The sequence below is a fragment of the Flavobacterium sp. TAB 87 genome (genome assembly GCF_001529295.1).
Classification (GTDB): domain Bacteria; phylum Bacteroidota; class Bacteroidia; order Flavobacteriales; family Flavobacteriaceae; genus Flavobacterium.
The window spans coordinates 23,536-42,260 of the sequence record NZ_LLWK01000035.1 but is presented as its reverse complement, the minus strand read 5'-3'; the positions used below and the strand labels follow the sequence as shown (position 1 = coordinate 42,260).

General features: G+C 33.6%; 19 protein-coding genes. 5 read left to right on the top strand and 14 right to left on the bottom strand.

Annotated elements, in window-relative coordinates:
* The 4 genes from alr to AP058_RS07005 all read right to left on the bottom strand — a co-directional run bounded on the left by alr (window position 1) and on the right by AP058_RS07005 (window position 4,491).
* Window positions 1-1,149, bottom strand: coding sequence for an alanine racemase (gene alr / locus AP058_RS07020; protein ID WP_066308446.1), 1,149 nt, complete (start codon window positions 1,147-1,149; stop codon window positions 1-3).
* Window positions 1,139-2,293 (bottom strand): amidohydrolase, encoded by a 1,155-nt coding sequence (locus AP058_RS07015; protein ID WP_066308441.1) that lies wholly within the window; start codon window positions 2,291-2,293, stop codon window positions 1,139-1,141. The genes alr and AP058_RS07015 overlap by 11 nt, the downstream gene beginning before the upstream one ends.
* A gap of 8 nt (window positions 2,294-2,301) precedes the next feature.
* Window positions 2,302-2,736: a GNAT family N-acetyltransferase gene (locus AP058_RS07010; RefSeq protein WP_066308438.1), complete on the bottom strand. Its 435-nt coding sequence runs from the start codon at window positions 2,734-2,736 to the stop codon at window positions 2,302-2,304.
* Between the two features lie 552 nt (window positions 2,737-3,288).
* Window positions 3,289-4,491 (bottom strand): FAD-binding oxidoreductase, encoded by a 1,203-nt coding sequence (locus tag AP058_RS07005; RefSeq protein ID WP_066308436.1) that lies wholly within the window; start codon window positions 4,489-4,491, stop codon window positions 3,289-3,291.
* Between the two features lie 152 nt (window positions 4,492-4,643).
* On the opposite strand from AP058_RS07005, the gene AP058_RS07000 reads away from it, so the two are divergent.
* Window positions 4,644-6,179, top strand: coding sequence for a YifB family Mg chelatase-like AAA ATPase (locus AP058_RS07000; protein WP_066308430.1), 1,536 nt, complete (start codon window positions 4,644-4,646; stop codon window positions 6,177-6,179).
* A 60-nt stretch (window positions 6,180-6,239) separates the two neighbouring features.
* On the opposite strand, the gene AP058_RS06995 is transcribed toward AP058_RS07000, so the two are convergent.
* The 3 genes from AP058_RS06995 to AP058_RS06985 all read right to left on the bottom strand — a co-directional run bounded on the left by AP058_RS06995 (window position 6,240) and on the right by AP058_RS06985 (window position 11,084).
* Window positions 6,240-7,463, bottom strand: a complete 1,224-nt coding sequence (locus AP058_RS06995; RefSeq protein ID WP_066308428.1) for an RsmB/NOP family class I SAM-dependent RNA methyltransferase — start codon at window positions 7,461-7,463, stop codon at window positions 6,240-6,242.
* Between the two features lie 124 nt (window positions 7,464-7,587).
* Window positions 7,588-9,552 (bottom strand): KUP/HAK/KT family potassium transporter, encoded by a 1,965-nt coding sequence (locus AP058_RS06990; RefSeq protein ID WP_066308426.1) that lies wholly within the window; start codon window positions 9,550-9,552, stop codon window positions 7,588-7,590.
* 128 nt (window positions 9,553-9,680) lie between these two features.
* Window positions 9,681-11,084, bottom strand: coding sequence for a hypothetical protein (locus AP058_RS06985; RefSeq protein WP_066308422.1), 1,404 nt, complete (start codon window positions 11,082-11,084; stop codon window positions 9,681-9,683).
* Between the two features lie 118 nt (window positions 11,085-11,202).
* Between AP058_RS06985 and AP058_RS06980 the strand changes: the two genes are divergently transcribed.
* Complete coding sequence (locus AP058_RS06980; protein ID WP_066308420.1) at window positions 11,203-12,258, top strand: oxidoreductase; 1,056 nt, start codon at window positions 11,203-11,205, stop codon at window positions 12,256-12,258.
* A 65-nt stretch (window positions 12,259-12,323) separates the two neighbouring features.
* On the opposite strand, the gene AP058_RS06975 is transcribed toward AP058_RS06980, so the two are convergent.
* The 5 genes from AP058_RS06975 to AP058_RS17105 all read right to left on the bottom strand — a co-directional run bounded on the left by AP058_RS06975 (window position 12,324) and on the right by AP058_RS17105 (window position 15,259).
* Entirely contained in the window at window positions 12,324-12,785 is a 462-nt protein-coding gene (locus AP058_RS06975; protein WP_369815136.1) for a sensor of ECF-type sigma factor, read from the bottom strand.
* Window positions 12,786-12,801: 16 nt separating this feature from the next.
* Complete coding sequence (locus AP058_RS06970; RefSeq protein ID WP_066308419.1) at window positions 12,802-13,215, bottom strand: hypothetical protein; 414 nt, start codon at window positions 13,213-13,215, stop codon at window positions 12,802-12,804.
* Window positions 13,216-13,245: 30 nt separating this feature from the next.
* The gene (locus tag AP058_RS06965) at window positions 13,246-13,788 is read right to left on the bottom strand and encodes an RNA polymerase sigma factor (protein ID WP_066308414.1); all 543 of its coding nucleotides are present in this window, start codon (window positions 13,786-13,788) and stop codon (window positions 13,246-13,248) included.
* A 69-nt stretch (window positions 13,789-13,857) separates the two neighbouring features.
* The gene (locus AP058_RS06960; protein WP_066308408.1) at window positions 13,858-14,970 is read right to left on the bottom strand and encodes an SRPBCC family protein; all 1,113 of its coding nucleotides are present in this window, start codon (window positions 14,968-14,970) and stop codon (window positions 13,858-13,860) included.
* Window positions 14,971-15,070: 100 nt separating this feature from the next.
* The gene (locus AP058_RS17105) at window positions 15,071-15,259 is read right to left on the bottom strand and encodes a hypothetical protein (RefSeq protein WP_066308405.1); all 189 of its coding nucleotides are present in this window, start codon (window positions 15,257-15,259) and stop codon (window positions 15,071-15,073) included.
* Window positions 15,260-15,338: 79 nt separating this feature from the next.
* On the opposite strand from AP058_RS17105, the gene AP058_RS06950 reads away from it, so the two are divergent.
* Window positions 15,339-15,719 (top strand): nucleoside triphosphate pyrophosphohydrolase family protein, encoded by a 381-nt coding sequence (locus AP058_RS06950; protein WP_066308402.1) that lies wholly within the window; start codon window positions 15,339-15,341, stop codon window positions 15,717-15,719.
* Window positions 15,720-15,774: 55 nt separating this feature from the next.
* Here the strand turns inward: AP058_RS06950 and AP058_RS06945 are convergent, their stop codons facing one another.
* Complete coding sequence (locus AP058_RS06945) at window positions 15,775-16,842, bottom strand: branched-chain amino acid aminotransferase (protein ID WP_066308399.1); 1,068 nt, start codon at window positions 16,840-16,842, stop codon at window positions 15,775-15,777.
* Between the two features lie 288 nt (window positions 16,843-17,130).
* On the opposite strand from AP058_RS06945, the gene mnmD reads away from it, so the two are divergent.
* Together mnmD and AP058_RS06935 are read left to right on the top strand one after the other, a co-directional pair.
* The gene (mnmD, locus tag AP058_RS06940; protein WP_066308396.1) at window positions 17,131-17,793 is read left to right on the top strand and encodes a tRNA (5-methylaminomethyl-2-thiouridine)(34)-methyltransferase MnmD; all 663 of its coding nucleotides are present in this window, start codon (window positions 17,131-17,133) and stop codon (window positions 17,791-17,793) included.
* A gap of 166 nt (window positions 17,794-17,959) precedes the next feature.
* A complete protein-coding gene (locus tag AP058_RS06935; protein ID WP_066308394.1) occupies window positions 17,960-18,157 on the top strand; it encodes a hypothetical protein in 198 nt (65 codons plus the stop codon).
* Between the two features lie 52 nt (window positions 18,158-18,209).
* Here the strand turns inward: AP058_RS06935 and AP058_RS06930 are convergent, their stop codons facing one another.
* The gene (locus AP058_RS06930) at window positions 18,210-18,620 is read right to left on the bottom strand and encodes an OsmC family peroxiredoxin (protein WP_066308392.1); all 411 of its coding nucleotides are present in this window, start codon (window positions 18,618-18,620) and stop codon (window positions 18,210-18,212) included.
* Between the last annotated feature and the right edge of the window lie 105 nt (window positions 18,621-18,725).

Below are 18,725 nucleotides of genomic sequence, written 5' to 3'. Positions count from 1 at the left end.
TTAAATTATTTTTCGTGGAATTGTTTTTGAAATTCGGGTTAGTAATTCATAATTCAACAGATTGCTCAAGTCGCTGAAGGAAGCAACCGAAACCGAAACGTCATTTTGAGTACCAATAAGTACCGCTTCGTCTCCTTTTTTAATTTTTTCGATATCAGTTACGTCGACAGTGACCATATTCATATTTACAGAACCGACCACAAGGCAACGTTGACCTTGTATCAAGACACGACCTTGATTGCTCAACGCTCGACTGTAACCATGAGAATATCCAATAGGAATGACCGCAATCTTCATCTTTCTCTCGGCCAAAAAGCTCGTTCCGTATCCAATAAATTCACCTACTGCCACTTTTTTCAGGCTCATTACTTTACTTTTCCACGTAATTACGCGCTGCAGTGGATCAATTTTGCTTTTTTTACTATTTAAATAATGAACTAAAACTTCTGGGCTTGGCCACAATCCGTATTGCATAATTCCAATTCGAACCAAATCCATTCGTGTTTCGGGAAACATCATCGAAGCGGCAGAACAGGCAGAATGTTTAATCTCTGGTTGTAAGCCTTGCGATACTATGTAATCGTACAACTCGTTAAAACGTTTCAGTTGCTTATCCACTCTGTAATAATTGGCGATACTTTCGGCGCCAGCAAAGTGCGTACACAAACCTTTAAACGTAACAAAATCTTGTTCTTCTCTTAAAAAAGATATAACTTCTTTCAATTCTTTGCGCTCAAAGCCGGTTCGGTTCATTCCGGTTTCTAATTCGATATGAACGTTGGCTTTGCTTTTTAATTTTTTTGCCGCTTTACAAGCGGCAGTTAAGCGGTGCTTATCAAATACAAAAAATTCAATATGATTTGCAACAACCCATTCCATATCGGTATCGCCAACAAATCCCATAATCATAATAGTAGCTTTGTCGCCTAAAACAGCATGTGCAATTTTAGCTTCATCAACATCGAATACAGAGAAATGAGTAATGCCAGCGGCATAAGCCATCGTACAGAAATGAGCAATATCGTGTCCGTATGCATTTCCTTTAATAACAGCAGAAAGAATCACTTTTTTTCCGAATGTTTTTTTTAGAAAATCAATGTTATTTTGATACGCTATACTATTTAGTTCTATAATAGAATTATTGTGCATTGGTAATTTTTTTGCTTATTTCATGAAACATAGTTACTCCAGTTGTTATAATTTCATCTGGAAAATCATAATCAGGATTGTGTAGGGCAGGAGTATCTTCGCCTGAACCCAATCCGAACATTGCGCCAGAATACAATTGAGTGAACAAGCCGAAATCTTCGCCCCAAGTAAAAGGATGTTTTTTTTTTAGAATAGAATAGTCGCTTATTAGTGCGGCATTTTCAATTAATGCAACAGCGTCTTTGCTGTTTTCATTGGCTTGAAAACTTTGTGTCCATTTTATGGTATGTGCTAAATGGTATTTTGCTGCTTTTTCTGCGACAAAGTTTTCGAATTTAGCTTCTATAATTCTCATTTGCTTATTGCTGTTGCTTCGAACGGTAAAATGAATTTCCCCTTCGCCAGCGGAAACTCCATAGGCTTTTTTGCCCATTGCAGTGTAAATGGGAGTAACAATACAAAAATTGTCTTGAGCCATTAGAGGTTGAGTCAATTGTAGAAATTCGGTGGTTATTTCAGCCATAGCTAAAGCAGGATTGATACCTTTTTCTGGTTCACCTGCATGCGAAGTAATTCCTTTCAGTTTGATAATAATACTATTGACAGCACAGGTAAAAGTACCTTCTTTAATTACAATCTGACTTTTAGAATAACCTGGTAAATTATGTAAAGCGAATGCATAATCGGGTTTTACTTGCTGAAAACGAATATCGTTGGCTACTTTTTTAGCACCAGATCCATCTTCTTCTGCAGGTTGAAAAAGCAAAACCACTTTTCCTTTTTTCGGCTTATTCAAGTACAATTGCTTGGCTAAACCACATAAAATAGCCATATGTCCATCGTGCCCACATTTATGAGAAATTCCTTCAGTTTCGGAACGATAGTTAAAAATGTTGATTTCATTTATGGGAAGAGCATCTAACTCACAGCGAAATAAAACCGTTTGCCCCAATACTTCTCCAGAATAAGTAGCTAAAATTCCAGTTTTACCAACTGTTGTTACTAATTCGTCGGGTGGATATTTTTGTAAAAACGATACAATTCTTTCCGCAGTATTGAATTCTTTTCCCGAAAGTTCGGGAAATTGATGCAATTCTTTGCGAAGTTCTTGCAACTCGATAAAATCGGGTAAAAAAGTTCCCATTTTTTTGGTTATTTGATTAAACGCATTTCCAAATATTTATTGGTAAAGCCGAGTTTTTCATATAACTGTAGCGCTGGATTATCTGGTTCGACATGCAAAGCAATATTTCCTTCAGCAATACTAATCGCTTTTTGCATTAATTTTTTACCAAAACCTTTACCTCGTTGCGAACTATCAACTGCAACGTAAACCAAAATATTTTCGGGAATAAAATCTTTCATTCCTGTGTTATTTAGGATCACTACTCCTACAATCACATCATGCTCTAAACCCACTACAATAGTTCCGCCTTTGTTTGGGTTCATTACATAATCAATGCACTTTAAAATATCTTCGACCTTATCCCCATATTGCTCGAGATGTGTAAATAGAAAACGAGCAATGGTCTCATTTTTATATGTTTTATCTTCTCCAGTAACGTGGTTGATTATTTTAAATTCCATATTTTGCTCCTTTTTTATTGTAAATTGATTATAAAATAAATTTCAAGATAACAAGTTTAATTTTTTGCATTTCGAATATAATTCATTTAAATACAAGCCTTTAAAGATATCTTGTTTTTTTAAAGTAATGTTGCTTTTGATCTGATCCTTAAAAAAAAAACAGGTAAAATGCTGTTTTAAAGCAACTTATTTGAAGATTGCAAAACAATACGTTCTCTCTTAAAATCTTTTCTCTATTTGATTATTATAAGCCTGTTTATGGAATTCTTCCAAAAGGCAAAAAAAAGATGCAGTGTTAAGCTGCAAATTTTTACTGATTTTTAGGCGGATTTCTAGAATTCGAAACCACAAATTAGATAAAATGAAGTATAAAAATAACATTCACTTTTGAACTAAAAATCATTTAGATGACTGTAAAGATACAAAAAATTAAAGAAAAGCCAATTGTAGAGCTCTTTTGAGACCTTAAAATGCTATTTAAAAGCAATAATTTTATAATTTATTGTATGGAAATTTATCACTTTATTTGAGCTGAATTTCCATACAACTATTTTAGCGATCAAAAGCAAATAAATCAGAATCTGTCGGTTTGCCTAAGTATAAATCTTTGATCATTTCAGCCGCTATTACGCTGAAAGTGATACCGTTTCCACCGTAACCTAATGCAAAATACATATTAGGATGTTCTTTATGTTCGCCAATAAAAGGAAGGCCATCTTTTGTCTCTCCAAAAGTGCCGCACCAATAAAAATCGACTTCAATTTTACTATCTGGAAAAAGTTTTTTAAATCTTTTTAAAATTGCTTTATTCTTTTGCTCCATTAAGGCATCACGTTTCTTCGGATTTTGGAAATCTTCGTCAAATCCGCCAACCATAATTCGATTGTCTTTGGTGGTCCGTACATATATATAAGGACGTGCAGTTTCCCAAATCAAACATTTCTCATTCCAAAAATCTTCTTCTTTTAATGGCTTACTTACAAATACGTAAGTAGAATTTAATTGCATCACTTTCTCTTTCAATAATGATTCAGATTCAAATCCAGGTGCAGCGACAATTTTTTTGGCTGTAATTTTATATCCTTTTTCAGTAATGGCAATTATATGTTCTTTTTTGTTTTCGACTTTTACTACGTCAGTATGACTGTATACCACTAGGCCAGAGTTTTTTTTGTGATAATTTAGTAATTCTGTACACAATTTGAACGTGTCAATTTGTGCCGAGCAATCATTATATAACGCCCCTTTTTTGTCAATATTAAATTTATCTTTTAATTCTTTTTGATTCAATAAAGTGACTGGCAGCTTGAATTTTTTTCGAGTCTCATATTCTTGCTCTAAATCTTTAAAGCCTTTAGCATCAGAAGCTAAATACAAACTCGATCGCCATTCAAAATTGCCATCTATTTTTAATTTTTTGATTATTTTCTCTAAAGTATAAATAGATTCTAAGCATTTCTGGTAGGCTTTAACTGCATTTTCTTCACCAACTTTTTCGATTAAATCAAAAAGAAAGGTATCAATTTCATATTGCAATTGGGCAGTGCTAGCAGTCGTACTTCCTGTAGAAGCCATTCGTCTGTCGACTACGACACAGTTAACTCCTCCTTCACATAGAAAATGTGCTACCAATGCACCTGTAATTCCAGAACCTATAATTAAAACTTCCGTTTCAATATCGCTGTCTAAAGTATTATAGTCCTTAGAAAGTCCATTTTTTATCAGCCAAAAAGGCAATCCAGATTTTAAATCCATTGTTCTCTTATTTTAGACTTTAAAATTATTTAAAAGGGAATTGGATGTGTTTATAAATTTTAAAGTTTAATTACAAAATTACCATTGATAATGTATAAGATAAATTGTATTAAAATTTTTATTAGATTTGACAAAATTTACATTTAGAAATTATGTTAGTAAAAGTTTACGGAAGTGCTGTCTTTGGAGTGGAGGCGACTACAATTACCATTGAAGTAAATATGGATAAGGGAATTGGCTATCACTTGGTCGGATTACCTGACAACGCAATTAAAGAAAGTAGTTACCGCATTGCAGCGGCATTAAAAAATAATGGCTATTCGATGCCCGGCAAAAAAATAACCATAAATATGGCTCCTGCCGATTTGCGAAAAGAAGGTTCAGCCTACGATTTGACTTTTGCCATAGGAATTCTAGTGGCATCAGGTCAAATTAAAAGCACTGAAACCGATAAGTATATCATTATGGGAGAACTTTCATTAGATGGAAGTTTACAACCCATAAAAGGTGCGTTGCCAATTTCTATTAAAGCGAAAGAAGAAGGATTTAAAGGCTTTTTTCTACCCATTCAAAATGCAGCAGAAGCAGCGATAGTTTCAGATTTGGATGTTTACGGTGTTGAAAACGTGCAGCAAGTGATAGATTTTTTTGAAGGTAAAGGAGATTTAAAACCAACCATTGTCGATACTCGCGCTGAATTTTATAAAACATTAGATTTTCCCGAATTTGATTTTAGCGATGTTCGTGGGCAAGAATCTATTAAGCGATGTATGGAAATCGCAGCTGCTGGCGGACATAATATAATTTTAATTGGGCCGCCAGGCGCGGGAAAAACAATGTTAGCGAAACGATTACCCAGTATTTTACCACCGATGACGTTGCGAGAAGCCTTAGAAACGACTAAAATTCACAGTGTTGCTGGAAAGTTAAAAGAAGTCGGATTGATGAACCAGCGGCCTTTCCGCTCGCCACATCATACAGCTTCAAGTGTAGCTTTAGTCGGAGGAGGCAGTTATCCACAACCAGGAGAAATATCTATGGCGCACAATGGTGTTTTATTTTTGGACGAATTACCCGAATTTAAAAGAGATGTTTTAGAAGTGATGCGGCAACCTTTAGAAGATAGGGAAGTCACTATTTCGAGAGCTAAGTTTACAGTTACTTATCCTTCTTCTTTTATGTTGGTAGCGAGTATGAATCCGAGTCCGAGTGGCTTTTTTAATGATCCAGGCGCACCACAAACTTCATCGCCACACGAAATGCAACGGTATTTAAGTAAAATTTCAGGACCATTATTAGACCGGATTGATATTCATATAGAAGTTACGCCAGTTCCTTTTGAAAAATTAACCGAGGAGCAAAAAGGGGAAAGTAGTGTTGATATTCGAAATCGAGTTATTAAGGCAAGAGATGTTCAAACGAAACGCTTTGAAATTTCCGATTCTATTCATTACAATGCACAAATGAGTTCACGGCAAATTCGAGAATTTTGTGTATTGGATGAAAAATCCAAAAATTTATTAAAGACTGCAATGGAAAGATTGAACTTATCTGCAAGAGCGTACGATCGAATTTTGAAAGTGTCGAGAACGATAGCTGACTTAGAAGCCTCAGCCGATATTATTTCGTCGCATATAGCAGAAGCCATCCAATATAGAAGTTTGGACAGAGATGGTTGGTTGGGATAAAAAAAAGGGCCACTTTATCAATTTAAAGTGGCTCTTTTTAGATGTTTTTTATGCTAAAATTTATTCTGCTTTGTCTTTGCGCTCTAGTAAAGCCATATAAAAGCCATCAAAACCAGATTCTGACGCTAGAATTTTTTGATCTTTTACAAAATCAAATTCTTTTCCGATTTCAGTCTTTAAAAACTTCTGAATTTGTTCTTGATTTTCTGAAGGTAAGATCGAGCAAGTAGCATAAACTAATTTTCCACCTGGTTTTACAATTTTAGAATAACTCTCTAAAACTTCCGATTGTACTTTACGAATATTATCAATAAATTCAGGTTGTAGTTTCCACTTTGCATCTGGGTTTCTTTTTAAAACTCCCAAACCACTACAAGGCGCATCAATTAAGACACGATCTGCTTTTTCATGCAGTTTTTTGATGATTTTTGTAGTATCAATAATGCGGTATTCGATATTAAAAGCGCCGTTTCTTTTAGCTCTGATTTTCAATTGTTTCAATTTGCTTTCATACAAATCCATTGCAATTAATTGTCCTTTATTTTCCATTAAAGAAGCAATATGCAATGTTTTTCCTCCAGCACCTGCGCATGTGTCTACTACACGCATACCAGGTTTTACATCTAGAAATGCGGCTACTAATTGCGAATTTGCATCTTGAACTTCAAAGAATCCTTGCTTAAAAGCATCCGTCAAAAACACATTCGCTCTTTCTTTTAGAACCAATGCGTCAGGTTGATTTTGTAAAAACTCAGTTTCAATATTCAAATCCATTAAAATGGCATGTAGTTTTTCTTTGGTCGTCTTCAATGTATTAACACGAAGAATAACTTTTGCAGGTTGATTTTGAGCTGCAATTTCAGTAGCCCAAATTTTTTCACCCAACTCTTTTACACCCAATTCATCCATCCAATCTGGAATAGATTCTTTTAAAGCTCTAATTTTTGATAATTCATCAAAACGGCCTTTTATTTTTCTAACGGGTGTCCCTTCCAATTGTTTCCAATCCGGAATAGGATATCCTCTTAAAACTGCCCAAACAGCAAACATTCTCCAAAGATTATCTCGATCAAATGGTTCTTTTACTTCAGCAATTTCTGCATATAAACGTTTCCAACGAACTACTTCGTAAATGGTTTCGGCAACAAATTTTCGGTCAGAACTTCCCCAACGTTTGTCTTTCTTTAATGATCGGGCTACCACTTTATCGGCATATTCTTTTTCGTTGAAAATGGCATTTAAAGCGTCAATGGTAGTATAAACTAAATTTCTGTGTAATCTCATTTTAATAAATTGAGGTGCAAAGGTACTATTTATTGAGTGAAACTTAAATTTTAAATTTCAATGTAAAGCCACCTTTTAATTATGTAAAAAAAAACGCTCTTTTTTCAAGAGCGTTGGTACTGTTTTAATTGTTTTTAATTCGAGTTAGATCAATATTTTCTGGTCTGTGAAGCACCATTGGAAATTTCTCCACCTTTACCGAACTACTGTCTAAACCAAAAGCACTTTCTTCGGATAAACTTATTTTTTTAAGGAAGAAGTAGGAGTTCATAATCATCTTTTCGTGCCATTTTAACTCGTTGTCATTTGATAAGAATTTCTCAGAAAGAACAAATTTGAAATCACCAATAATATTATTTTTATTTAATGATTCGTAACGACTGCGAATGTCAACTTCTCCATTTTTAACCATGTCCTTAATTACCTCTCTAAACATCAAATTGATTTTAGTTGGTTCTCTAAAACCTAAATTAAAGTCGACTCTGTAAATATCATCCTTAGCAATTTCGGTAACCTTATATTGTTTTTTGTAAGGCTCTGATAAAATATTTACGTGCACGAACCAATAAATATCAGCTCTTTTTGGACGTTTTTGTAAAATGGAATATATCACTTTTTCTTCCAATTCATCAACACGATTGGCGTTGGTTAAATAAACCAAATGCGTAGCGTACTTAGGAATGGATAAATCAGCGCTCAACTCAATGATTACTTGTTTGTAATCCTCTATCTTAATGATTTTGGTATATGTTTTATTGATATTCTTAGCTAAAAACCAGATGGTCATTATTGATATTAAAATGGCCGCAATGATCAAGGTAACATAACCACCTTCGCTAAATTTGGTAATATTTGCATATAAAAAGCTCAATTCAATTGCGAGATAAATTGTAATTAAAGGAACTATTAAATACCATTTTACTCTTTTCATGATTAAATAAAAATTAAGTAAAATCGTGGTCATAATCATACATAGCACGATCGCTAAACCGTAGGCGTGCTCCATGTTTCCTGATTCTTCAAAATGCAATACAATTCCGATACAACCAATAAGCAACAACCAGTTGATGGAAGGAATATACAATTGTCCTTTGAGTTCAGTAGGATATTTAATGCGAACTTTTGGCCAGAAATTCAAGCGCATGGCTTCGTTTATTAACGTAAACGAGCCACTAATTAAAGCTTGTGAGGCAATTACTGCTGCTAAAGTCGCAATTACGATTCCGAATGGTTGAAACCAATCTGCCATGATCAAATAAAACGGATTTCCATTTCCTCCTAAATCCTTCAATGTTTTGCCTTCGTGGTGAATTAGATAAGCAGCTTGACCAAAATAGTTTAATACTAAAGCCGACTTTACAAAAATCCAACTGATACGTATATTTTTTCGACCACAGTGCCCCATGTCCGAATACAATGCTTCTGCTCCTGTAGTACATAAAAATACAAAGCCTAATACAAAAAAACCATCGGGATGAATAGAGAGTAATTTATAACCGTAGTATGGATTTATTGCTTTAAAAACCTCCGGATGTTTAATCAATTGAAGTACACCTAATGTACCAAGCATGCTAAACCATACTAACATCATTGGAGCAAAAAACTTTCCGACAAGTTTTGAACCAAATTGTTGAATGCTGAATAATACAATCAAAATTGCAATAACAATCGGAACTGTGTTTAATTGTGGGTAATATGTTTTAATTCCTTCAATCGCTGAAGATACAGAGATGGGCGGTGTTATAATTCCGTCGGCTAACAATGCACTACCCCCAATAATTGCGGGGACAATGAGCCATTTTATTTTCATTTTTTTTACCAAAGCGTACAAGGCAAAAATCCCACCTTCACCATGATTATCAGCGCCTAGCGTGATCAAAACATATTTAACAGTGGTCTGTAAAGTTAAGGTCCAAAACACACAAGAAACACCTCCTAAAACAATATTTGCATCTATAATGTGATCTCCTAATATGGCTTTCATTACGTAAAGTGGTGAAGTACCAATATCTCCGTAAATAATTCCAAGTGAAATTAACAAACCTCCTACAGTTAACTTACTGTGTAAGTTTTTATGTGCTGTGCTCATGTATAACATTATAAATTACGGTGCAAAGCTACTGCTTTTAATGTAAATTTTACAGATTAAACTTAAAAACATAAAAAAAAGCACGGTTCGAAAATCGTGCTTTTTTAAGATGTTATTAGCTATACTTTTTACGTTCTGCGATTCCCGTAATTACCGCTTGATGAAGATCTTCCTTCACTTGGTGAAGTGTTTGAATTAGAGCGAGAGCTAGAAGAACGTTGTGTTTCTGTTCTTGCACTAGGAGCTTGACTTGATCTACTCGAATTTACCGAAGGACTCGAGCTTCTTCTAGAAGAATTGTTACTCTGAGGTTCCGATGATCTTGACGTGGTACTTCTAGAACTTTCTGAACTGCTGTTCTGGCTGTACGTTCTTGCATTTTGAGTTCGAGCAGGAGCAGCGCTTTCATTTGAACTTCTTTGCGTTGTCGCTCCTCGGTTTGTACTGTATGTATTATTGGAATTAGAACTACTACTTTCATTATTTCTGCGAGTGCTCGCTGTTACATCATTAGTATTTCTATCCGACTGAGTTCTGCTTTCGACCGCGCTTCTTCTCGTTTCAGATCCAGAATTGATTCCGTTAGAACTACCATTTCGTCTGTTTTCCGAACCAGCATACGATCCGTTAGTATTTCTTCTCGTTTCAGAACCATAATTCGATCCGTTAATACTACTATTTCTTCTGGTCTCAGAACCAGAGTAAGATCCGGTAGAACTACTATTTCTTCTGGTTTCCGAGCCCGAATAAGATCCGGTAGAATTGCTGCTTCTTCGAGTTTGAGCACTAGCGACTCTTCTTTGATCTAATTCGTAACGATTATTTACATTAGAATGTCTTTGCGTAAATCCGTTGTTAGGATGTGATCTTTCGTAACCATTAGAACGTCGTGAGTTGTATAAAACAACAGCAGAACTACTTCTTCTTGTGGTAACATAGTTATAATTATTGTGTATATTGATATTAATATTGATATTACTTCTATAGCGATAAATCGGATAAGGACTCCATGCAACGTAATAGTTTGGATAATAATTCCATCTCCAAGTCGAATAATACGGACGGTAATTGGTTACCCAAAAGGAAGTATAAATTACCGGAGTTGTCACATAAACGGGTTCGTAAATGTAATTAGGGCCATACAAATAATCATTACCAACTACTTGAATATTAACATTATTGTAACTATTTCGCTCAATATCAATTGTAGCAACATCTTGGTAAACATCTCTGTCTAAAACCGATTGTATGATGACAACGTGCGTTCTGTTTTCTACGGATTCTATGACACGTAAATAATCAACTTGATTATCACCATTTAAATCTAAATTAGAGATTTGATATTTTGGTTCGTTCAAACGTCTTTCAAAATCTTGTAAATTGGATGATTCTCCAAATATCGAAGCAACGGCTCTTAAATCAAGATTATCACTTATGTCTGAATTTTTTGCATAAACTCGTGCTCCAGCTTGAGCGTAAGCGCCTGATATTACTGAGAATAGTAGGCTAAATAAAAGTAGTTTATTTTTCATGGCTTTAATTATTAAGTTTTTCTATTACAGAATATCCAATTACTGTGCCATAAAAAGAAGTGATCGGTTCCTATTCTTTTCTTAAAACAGTAAATTAGCTTTTTTAAATCTTCATTTTATGAAAAAAGCAATATTATTTTTGGGGCTGTTATTAGTCTTACTTTCTTGTAAATCAGCACAATTGAAATCGGTAAATAATAATTTTGTTTCAGTACTAATTGACACTCTTTTTCAGGATAAAATTAGCATTCGTGCCATTGCAATTGATGAAAATATAATATGGTATAGTGCTGATGGAAATCGGTTTGGTTACTTTGATTTGAAGAGCAGAAAAAAAGTAGAAAAAATTATTACGGAAGATTCGCTGAAAATTGAGTTTAGAAGTTTAGCTCAAAACAAGCAGTCCGTTTTTGTTTTAAGTATTGCAAATCCAGCGCTATTGTATAAAATTTCAAAAAACGATCTTTCCTATAGATTGGTTTATACAGAAAAGCAGGAGAAGGTATTTTACGATAGCATGCAATTTTGGAATGATACCGACGCAATAGCGATTGGGGATCCTATTGATGGTACTTTTTCTATATTAAGAACTGGCGATGGAGGAAATACTTGGACAAAATTACCTTCGGAAGATCTTCCTAAACTAGTGGAAGGAGAAGCTGCATTTGCCGCTAGCAACACCAACATCGTAATAAAAAACAATAAAACATGGTTGGTTTCTGGAGGAAAAAATGCAAGAGTTTTTTATTCGGATGATAAGGCGAAAACGTGGACAGCTTCTGAAACACCAATCCTGCAAGGAAAAACAATGACAGGAATCTTTACTGCCGACTTTTACGATGAAAAAAATGGTTTTATTGCTGGTGGAGATTATGAATTACCGCAACAGAATTTTGGAAACAAAGCGATAACAAGTGATGGTGGTAAAAATTGGAAGCTAATTGGTGAAAATCAAGGTTTTGGATATGCTTCGTGTGTGCAATATGTTCCCAATAGTAAAGGTAAGAAATTACTAATGGTTGGCGCAACTGGGATTTTTTATTCGACAGATTCAGCAAAATCTTGGAAACAAATTTCAAGTGATTCTAAATTGTTTACAATTCGATTTGTAAATGAAACCACGGCAATAGCAGCAGGTTCTAACAAACTGATTCGATTAACTATTAAAGATTAAAGTAAAAAAAGCCTATCTAAAATTTACGTTGGATAGGTTTTTTTAATCTATTTGAGATGCTACTCTTAATTTTTGCTAGCTTTGTCTCTGTACTGATGCAAAAGCTTACGATTGAACTCATCCTCTGATTTTTTTAGTAACACTATTTTTTTTGCAGGAAGAATTTTTTTAAGATTGGCCATGTATTTTTTTCGCAAAGAATACAATTGATCATCTGTACTTTCAAACTGATTCAAAATTTCGACAGCTTCTTTTTCAGAAATAGAACTGATGTTTTGGTCTTTCAACTTATTCGTGCATACCTTCATTTTCTGATGGCGCAATTCAAACTGCTTATTATCAAAAGCAGTATACAAAGGCCAAAATTTCTCCGCTTGCGTAGCGCTTAAGTCTAATTCGGTCGTTAAGAATGAAATTTTATACGCTTTAATTTTTTCTTTTTTAGACTCCATTGCTTCGCTTTGCGCGTAAAACGAACAGCTAACTAGAAATAGTAATAGAGGTAATATGTTTTTTATTTTCATCATTTATTTTTTTGTGGTATTACTCAATGATATAATTTTCAATATTCGGATTTGCAGCTAAGAAATCTTCGACGCTTTTGTCTTCAAAAGATAAATTCGTATTTAGATGATTGACATCGCTGGAATCTAATTCATTAATTAAATCAAATTGATTCAAATTTGTTTGATAAGACAAGTAAGATTCTAAAGTGGCTTCGTCCAGTTGCTTTACAGGATTATTAAAGTACTTGGCAACAGGCACCATCAAACCGATACATATTGCAGCAGCTGCAGCAAACCACAGCAGTTTTTTTCTTCTAGGTAATATAAATACTGCCTGCTCTTTTGCAGGTAATTGCTGTATTACCTTTAAAGAAAATGTATCAAAATAAGATTCAGGAGTTCTAAAACCTGACTTCATCTTCGGGCTACTATCTAATTTAAAATCACTCATATCTATAAGACTAAATTTGTTGTAAAAGGTTTAATTTGAGGATATAAAAGTTTCTACTTTTTTTACAGCATGATGGTATGATGCTTTTAAAGCTCCGACAGATGTGCCTAGAATCTCTGATATATCGTCGTATTTTAGATCTTCAAAATATTTCATTTTAAAGACTAACTGTTGTTTTTCGGGTAAGGTAGCAATGGCTTTTTGCAATTTTAATTGTATCTCATCGCCATCAAAATAACTGTCTGCTTGCAAGTTATTTATAGTTTTAGACTGTAATTCTTCGGAGGTAATACCACTAAGTTTTGCCTTTTGAGTTAAAAATGTAAGCGCCTCATTGGTGGCAATGCGATACATCCATGAAAATAATTTGCTCTCTCCTTTAAAGTTTTTTAGATACTGAAAAACTTTAACAAAAGTATTTTGTAAAACATCATCAGCGTCATCATGGTTCAAAACAATATTTCGAATGTGATGGTATAATGGTTTTTGATATTCGGACAAGAGCACTTCAAACGCTTTATTTTGCGTTTTAGGATGCAGCAGCTGTTTTATAAATTCTTTTTCGTCTATCAAAATAAAGCGTTCTAATGTTTAGAATAGAATTTATAGAAAAGGTTTAAGTACTATAATATTAAATAAAGATTAAAACTCAGATGAATCCTGTTCTGGTTGTGTCGCTTTTGGTTGTGGAGTTTCAACAGCTTGCGGACGATAAACAGGTTTAGCAACAGGAATTACTTTCTCCTTTAAAGGATAATACAATTCAGTTACCCATTTAGAAGGGCTTTTAGCATCTTGTTTCGTAGTGACAAAAACTTCGATATGGGACCATGAAGTCTCTGCATTTAATTTTTCAGCAGCTATATATTGTTCTGTTTTTTTTATCGCTTCATCTTTATGAGAAAGATCACCAGTAATTGTAGTTTTTACCGCATCAAAAGGTTCTAATTTTCCAGTTAAAATATCACTCCCAGAACTAGTAAAGATTTCTTTATTAATAGGTACGCAAATAGAAATTCGTGCTAATCCATTTACAATATCATAGGTGTGATAAATTACAAATGGCTTACCGTTCATTGCAAGTCCATTGGCCTCGCAAAACTCAGTAAGTTTAGGTATAACCACTCTTGCATTTTTAGTAATTTTTCCAATTTCACTAGTAAAGCTTTGCTTGATGTAAAAAGTTTCCGCTTTTTTAACGACTCCATTGACCTTTATAGTAAAAGTATTAGTTTCAAAAACTAGAATTTTATCTAAGTTCAGTAATGTTTTTTCGTAAATAGTTCCAATAATTTTGTCAGCTCCACCATTTAAAGCAGTGTATATTTTTAGATAAAAGCTCATTTTACCTTTGGTTTGCCAAGTTACTTTTGTTCCACCAATAGTATCTTTAAAAATCATTTTACTATCGATTAAACTACCATCGTAATTAATTTTTTGGCGAATTTCATCAGTAGCGGTAATTCCTAAAGTTTTCATGTCGCCTTCGGTTTCATTATTTATCCATGAAAATGACGCATTAGGTCCTGCTGTTATTTCTGCTAATTGCAATTTTGTTTCGGCATTGTCAACAATCCAGGAACTAAATTCTTCCCAATTTTTATATTCGTTGATATAATTAAATAATGCCACTTTTGGAGCTTTAATAACACGACTTCTTTCAATTGTAAAATCACCTTTTTGTGTAGCTAAAAAAACGGTCACTGTAATTGCAGTTAGCAACACTAAAAGAAAAATATATTTTAAAATTTTCATACTAGAAGTGGTTAATTATTATGGGGTGAAGTTATAAATTTAGTGTTTTATAGTAAAACGGTACTACTCTTTTTTTTTGGTCGAGAAAGTGAGTTTAGCGTTATCTTTTAAAGAAAATTTTAATCAAAAAAAGAATAAATATAAAAAGTATAAAACCAGCTAAGACTTTCAAGTTTCCTTTATAAAAAAAACGGTGCATTTTTAAATCTCTTCTATATGATATAATCATGATGATTACAAATACCACAAAAAAACAAATTGCAAAAATTAATTGTCCTTGACTAAACATAGTTAAATTTTTTTTGTCACAAATTTAGCAAATACTTTAAGAATAGTTGCTAATTTGCGTTTCATTTAATTTACAAACTATGCAAAAACAATTACAGTTAGTAAAAGAGTTTCACAAGGCTTTTAAAATAGGATATAATGAAACGCCAACCGCTGATTTGGGTACTATAAAAAACAGATTGCGATATGATTTAATGAAGGAAGAAAACGAAGAATATCTGGAAGCGGTTGAAAATAATGATTTGGTCGAAATCGCTGATGCGCTCGGAGATATGATGTACATTTTGTGCGGTACAATTATAGAGCATGGTTTGCAACATAAAATTGAAGCTGTTTTTGATGAAATTCAGCGCAGTAATATGAGTAAATTAGGAGAAGATGGAGAGCCTATTTACAGAGAAGACGGTAAAGTGATGAAAGGACCTAATTATTTTAAACCAGACTTTTCAAAATTGATATAAAAAAAATGCGATTTTCAATTAAGTAAATCGCATTTTTTATTTGTAGAAACTTCGTTTATACTTTTACAGTCCAACCAAAAGTGTCTTCGGATAATTTATTTTGAAGACTAGTTAATTTTTCCTTTAATAAAGCAGCATACGAATCTTCACTTTTAGGCAATTCGTAATATTCATTTTTATAAGAGAATCCTTTTATCGGACTAATAACTGCAGCAGTTCCAGCTCCAAAAATTTCTTTCAGAGAACCGTCTTTTGCAGCTTCTACCAGTTCAGATACCAATACCGAACGAACATCTGTTTTTAAACCTTCCTTTTCAGCCATGGCCAATAAACTTTTACGGGTAATTCCGTCTAAAATTCTTTCACTTACAGGTGCTGTTAATAAGGTATCGTTTATTCTAAAAAACACATTCATTGTGCCTGCTTCTTCAAGCTTGGTATGTGTAGCATCATCGGTCCAGATGATTTGTTGAAAGCCTTCTTTATTCGCTAAATTGGTAGGATAAAATTGTCCCGCATAATTGCCGGCCGCTTTTGCAGCACCAATACCACCGTTAGCAGCTCTACTGTAATGCTCAGCAACAATTACTTTTACTTCGCCAGCATAATACGCTTGTGCAGGTGAAAGTAAAATCATGAATTTATATTCATCAGATGGGTTTGCAACCACACCTGGACCGGTAGCGATCATAAAGGGACGAATGTACATGCTGCTTCCGTTTCCTTTTTGAACCCATTTTGCATCAATTTTTAACAATTCATTCAATCCGCCCATAAAAACATCTTCGGGAATTTCTGGCATTGCCATTCGTACCGCAGAAGTGTTAAAACGTTTAAAATTTTCGTCAGGTCTAAACAACCAAATCGAATCTGCTTCGTCTTTGTATGCTTTCATTCCTTCAAAAATAGCTTGTCCGTAATGAAACACTTTTGCTGACGGGTCTAACAAAAATGGTGCATATGGTTTAATGACGGGTTTTTGCCAAGCTCCATTTTTAAAATCACATTCAAATAAATGGTCTGTAAACACAGCACCAAAGCTTAAGTTGTCAAAATCTACCTCATTTATTTTTGTAGCGGTAGCTTTTGTAATTTCGATTTTGTTTGTTAGAGTTGTACTCATGATAAGAAATTGTTTTTGTGTTGTTTACCTTAAAAAGATCTCTTTTTTAAGAAACAAAGTAGTAAAATGTTACTTTTTATGGCTGTAAAATTAATTAAAAAATACGTACTTCCTTATCAAAACGGTATAATTTAATAGGCTTTGTTGTGATTTATTTATATTATAAAAAAGGATTGAATTGGAGTTCAGTTTCTATCATATTTTCGAAAATAATCGTTTTTTTTAGGACAAACGTATTTGATTTGATTAATTTTGAAGATGTTTAATTAGATATACTATTATTTTATTTTGAAAAGAGAAATTATACAAACTTTAGACGGTTCATCCACAATATTTTTACCAGAGTTGGATGAATGCTACCATTCAAAATTTGGAGCCGTTCAAGAAGCAAATCACGTCTTTATAAAAAATGGTTTTACTTTATTTAAAGAAAGTCCGATCGCGATATTAGAAATAGGTTTTGGTTCAGGTTTAAATGCGTTTATTACTTTTTTGGAAGCAACAAAAAATAGCCTCGTCGTTGATTACAGTGGAGTAGAGGCATATCCTATTGCTGAAGCTGAAGCTTTAACATTAAATTATGTCGAAGTTTTAGAAGCTGATGAATACAAATCTACTTTTAAACTAATGCATGAAAGTAATTGGAATGAGAAGCTTCGTATTTCTGATCAATTTTCATTAACAAAAAGACAGCAGTTTTTTAATGAAATTGATGATGTGGAAAAATTTGACTTGATTTATTTCGATGCTTTTGGTTATCAAATACAACCAGAACTGTGGAGTACGGAAATTTTTAAAAAAATGTACGATGCTTTAAAGCCGAATGGTGTTTTGGTTACGTATGCTGCTCGCGGTGTGGTAAAAAGAAGTATGATTGAGGTTGGTTTTAGGGTAGAAAAGTTAGAAGGGCCGCCTGGAAAAAGAGAAATGTTTAGGGCTATTAAAGAATAGCATATTGATTTGGCTAAGCGTTGTTTATTACGGTATTACGAATTTGAAAACGTATTCGTAAATTAATAATTAAAAATTAGTGTTAAAATTTAGTTTGCATTGGTATTATGTGTTATTTTTACTTTGAATTTAAAAACATAGAAACACCCCACTAATTATATTTATTATGTCGAAAATGATGTATGATTACACGAAATCTATACTTGAGAGAGTAAGTTTCGATCCCGCTCTTTTTTGCAAAGAATTAGAGAAAGCCATCAAAACATTGTTGCCTTACGAAATGGAGCAATTACAGGAGTGGCTGTTAAGTTTTACTACTGAAAAACCAGAACTAAAACAATGCCTCGTCTTAGTAAAATTGTAAAAAAAAAGTAAACCGTCTCAAATTCAATTGAGACGGTTTTTTTTTTGAACTGCTATTGCAAAGTTGCATCTACTGTAATTTTTGTATCTAATAATTTACTCATTGGGCAATTAAGCTCTGCGTCCTTCACACATTTATCAAATTCATCTTTTGCTATTTTTGGTATAGTTGCATTTAGAACCAAATGAGATTCGGTTACTGCACCATCTTCAAAAGTGATATAACCTTTAGTTTCCAACGTATCTGCTGTGAAACCAGCTTCGGCTAATAAAAAAGATAATTTCATGGTAAAGCAGCCTGCGTGAGCAGCGGCAACTAATTCTTCAGGATTAGTTCCTATTCCATCTTCAAAACGACTCTTGTAAGAGAGCTGCGTTTTGTTTAACACCTTGCTTTCAGTTGTAATTTCTCCGCTTCCATCTTGTCCAGTTCCATGCCAAATGGCAGTTGCATTTCTTTTCATAATATAATTTTTTACTTCATTGATTTATAAAGTTATGTAAATCAATTGGTTTTTATCCTCTTAAGCCCGCATGATTTATCGAATACTGAAAATGTTATAATGTAA